Source organism: Nonomuraea sp. NPDC003201, assembly GCF_053590415.1.
The window spans coordinates 1-3,199 of sequence record NZ_JBSFTC010000612.1; the positions used below are offsets into that span (position 1 = coordinate 1).

Below are 3,199 nucleotides of genomic sequence, written 5' to 3' on the forward strand. Positions count from 1 at the left end.
GGGCGGCGGGGCGTCCGGGGCTCGAAACCACCCGTCACGACGGCCGTGGGAGGCCGGCGGCGGCCTCGGTCAGGCACGTCTCCAGCCGGGTGACGATGGCCGGCGCCCCGGCCGTGTCGATCCGGCAGCAGTACAGGAAGCGTACGAGGGGCTCCTCGGCGATGGGGCGGGCGACGACGCCGTCCACCGTGTCCGTGAGCGCCAGCGCGGGCAGCACGGCGATGCCGAGCTCGTGGGCGACGGGGCTTCGCGGGGCTGCTCGACCACGTCCGCTCGGGGCGGGTCGAGCCGGGCCGGAACGTGGCGTTCCTGCACACCGGGGACACCGCCAACCTGTTCGAGATCCCGCAGGTCGTCGGCGACGTGGCCGGCGGCCGGTAACCGGGACTGTCAGGAGCGCGGGGACAGGCGGAAGACGCGCAGCTCGCGGCCGGAGCGCTCCGTGTAGCCGTCGTACAGCGGCCAGAAGCCGGTGAGCGCCTGCCAGGCCTGCTCGCGGTCGGCCCCGGCGAGCAGGGCGGCCGTGACGGGGATGACCCGCCCGCGGAAGGTCACGGTGGCCTGCGGGGTCTTGAGCAGGTTGCCGCTCCAGGCCGGGTGGTGCTCCCTGCCGAAGTTGCTGCCGACCACCAGGAACGTGCCGCCGTCCTCGGGCAGGCAGGCCAGCGGGCTCTGGCGCTCCTGCCCCGACTTGCTGCCGGTCGTGGTGAGCAGCAGGTGGGGGATCATCTGGTCCCCCATGAGCACGCGGCCGCCCGTCACCCGATTGACGAAGCGATCAAGAGGCGGGACGATCTTGGGCGCGACCCGCGCGAAGCCCCTCGTGCCCGCGAGCCACTGGAAGAACGGGCGGAGCGCGGTGCTGACGCGTGCCATGAAACCGCCGCTGGAGTGCTGCTGCTCGACCACGGTGCCCTCACGTCCTCGTTGCGCTGCCGACGGGGGCCAAGAATACTTCCCAACCAAGCGATTGGTCTACTCTGGGTCGGCCGGCCGGTCGATCCGGTAGACGTAGTGGGCGCGACCGTGGATCGGGTTGTCGGGCTCGAGCTCGCCCTCGGCCACCCGGCGCATCCCGGCCTTCTCCAGCGCCCGCCACGACGCACGGTTGGCCGCCGAGACGGGGACCAGCACGCAGGACGAGCCGGGGATCTCCGTCCAGGTCCGCTCGATCACCGAGCGGATCATCTCCGGGCCCAGGCCCCTGCCGACCTGGCCGGGGTCGCCGATCAGGTAGTCGATGCTCACCGCGCCGTCGGGGACGGGGGTGAGCGTCGCCAGTTCGGCCAGGTAGTCGGGGTAGTCCGCATACCGCAAGCGCTGGACCAGGCCGAGCGGCCGGCCGTCGAGGAACACGAGCAGGTCCTCCGACGGCTCCTCCCCGCGGGCGGCGGGGCCGAAGTCGCCGGTCACCGCCTCGATCGAGGTCTCGTGGTTCCACCACAGCGCCACGTGCGGCTGCTCCAGCCACGTACGCAGCAGGGGGAAGTCCTCCTGGCCGAGCCGACGCCATGTGATCATCAGGACGCTCCGGGGGTGTGCTGCCGGCGGTAGTAGCGGGCCTGGCGGTCGCGGTGACCGCACGAGGGGTGGCACCAGCGCCGGCGGGGGTGGTTCTGGACGAAGAACAGTGAGCAGCCGGGGCCCTGGCAGCGGCGTACCCGATCCGCCTGGGGGCCGGCCAGCAGCTCGACGCAGCAGGTGGCGATGCTCCCGAGCACGGCGGCCGGGCCGGTGACGGTGTCGGCCCAGCGCGAGGCTGGCGCGCCGCCGCTCCAGTCGAGCCACAGGTACGTCGGCGCCGCCGCCGTGAAGTCGTTGACCCGCCGGACCGGCGCCGCGTCGGGAACGCGCCCCTCGACGGCGGCCGACAGCAGGGCGTGCACGCAGTCGCGCAACATCCGCACCCGGGCCGCGTGCGGACCCATCGGGCCCGCGACCCCATGGCGCTCGGAGACCTGGGCGAACCACTCGCCGACCCGCCGGGCGTCCGGCAGGAAGTCGATCCGCGCCTCCCCCGCGCCGTACAGCGTGTTGGCCAGCTCCACCGCGAGAGGTTCCGTCCCGAGGATCGGGAACTCGACTGCCGTCACGACGCTGACGCTAACAGATCACTGTAACCGTCAGCATCTGATTTATAGGGGTAGCAAGTCCCTGTACGGGGATATAACTTGGCGGCCGTGGAGGAACGCACAGGCAGGACCGGGCGGCGGCCGGGGGCCTCGACCACCAGGGAAGAGATCGTCGCCGCGGCGGCCAGGGCCTTCAGCGCGGGCGGCTACGAGGCCACCAGCATGCGCCAGGTGGCCGCGGACGCCGGTGTGGACCCGGCGCTCGTGCGCCGGTTCTTCGGCGGCAAGGAGCAGCTGTTCAGCGCGGTCGTGACGTCGGTGTTCCAGCCCGAGCAGGCCGTGGCCATGCTGCTGGACGGGCCCCGCGGCAAGCTCGGGGAGCGGCTGGCCGGATACGTCCTCGGCCTGCTCGGCGCGGTGGACCGGCCCGGCCCGGTGCTGGGCCTGATGCGCTCGGCCGCCACGAACGCGCACGCCGCCGCCCTGATCAGGGAGTTCCTCGCCAACGACATGCTCGGCAAGGTCACCAGGAAGCTCGGCGTGGACCAGCCCGAGCTGCGCGCGGCGCTCGCGGCCGGCCAGCTCGTGGGGCTGGCCATCACCCGCTACGCCGTACGGGTGGACGCGCTGGTCTCGTCCTCCCCCGACGAGCTCATCGCCTGGATGGCGCCGACGCTGCAGCGCTACCTCACCGGCCGGGCCCCCTGACGGGCCCCCTTCATCCGGCCGGGCTCGCCGGGATGGCGCCGAGGGCGAGGAGGAGGTAGTGGCGCTGGCGCAGGGTGAGGTCCCCGATGCTGGCGCCGCTGAGGATCCTGCCCCTGCGCAGCACGCGGCTGATCTCGGTGGCGCTGCGCCCGGGCAGGGCCCGCAGCACCGTCTCCACGTCGGCCCCGATGGTGGCCAGGTCGGTGCGCGACAGCAGGGCCTCCAGGCCGAGCCGCCCGGCCGCGACGGCGGTGCGCAGCTCGCCGGCCGTCATCGGTTCGGGTCCGGTCGTCGGCTTGGGCCGCGGGGACGGCGGGCGCGGCTGCGGGGTGGGCGGCCTGCCCAGGCGGGCGGCGGCGACCGGGACGGCCGGGGCGGGGAGCACGCCGGGGAGCATGGTCTGGGCGGTGACCAGCAGG

Annotated in this window: 5 protein-coding genes and 1 pseudogene; 1 reads left to right on the plus strand and 5 read right to left on the minus strand. The window is 73.8% G+C overall.

The genetic code is table 11. The features are described from left to right. Nucleotides 1-34: 34 nt before the first annotated feature. The 4 genes from ACWDX9_RS61605 to ACWDX9_RS61620 all read right to left on the minus strand — a co-directional run bounded on the left by ACWDX9_RS61605 (nt 35) and on the right by ACWDX9_RS61620 (nt 2,093). On the minus strand, nt 35-217 hold the full coding sequence (locus tag ACWDX9_RS61605; protein ID WP_449973165.1) for a hypothetical protein: 183 nt from the start codon (nt 215-217) through the stop codon (nt 35-37). 173 nt (nt 218-390) lie between these two features. Beyond that, a complete protein-coding gene (locus tag ACWDX9_RS61610) occupies nt 391-909 on the minus strand; it encodes a nitroreductase family deazaflavin-dependent oxidoreductase (protein ID WP_449973166.1) in 519 nt (172 codons plus the stop codon). Between the two features lie 66 nt (nt 910-975). Continuing rightward, the gene (locus ACWDX9_RS61615; RefSeq protein WP_449973167.1) at nt 976-1,521 is read right to left on the minus strand and encodes a GNAT family N-acetyltransferase; all 546 of its coding nucleotides are present in this window, start codon (nt 1,519-1,521) and stop codon (nt 976-978) included. Beyond that, nucleotides 1,521-2,093, minus strand: a complete 573-nt coding sequence (locus ACWDX9_RS61620) for a CGNR zinc finger domain-containing protein (protein ID WP_449973168.1) — start codon at nt 2,091-2,093, stop codon at nt 1,521-1,523. Before ACWDX9_RS61620 ends, ACWDX9_RS61615 begins: the two co-directional genes overlap by 1 nt. Before the next feature lie 87 nt (nt 2,094-2,180). Here ACWDX9_RS61620 and ACWDX9_RS61625 point away from each other — a divergent pair, with 87 nt between their 5' ends. After that, nucleotides 2,181-2,780: a TetR/AcrR family transcriptional regulator gene (locus ACWDX9_RS61625; RefSeq protein ID WP_355195591.1), complete on the plus strand. Its 600-nt coding sequence runs from the start codon at nt 2,181-2,183 to the stop codon at nt 2,778-2,780. A gap of 10 nt (nt 2,781-2,790) precedes the next feature. On the opposite strand, the pseudogene ACWDX9_RS61630 reads toward ACWDX9_RS61625, so the two are convergent. Further along, a pseudogene (locus ACWDX9_RS61630) lies at nt 2,791-3,199 on the minus strand (hypothetical protein); the annotation flags it as partial.

Coding starts and splice junctions, on each gene's coding strand:
- ACWDX9_RS61615 (WP_449973167.1), bottom strand. CDS start 1,521: ATGATCACATGGCGTCGGCTCGGCCAGGAGGACTTCCCCCTGCTGCGT.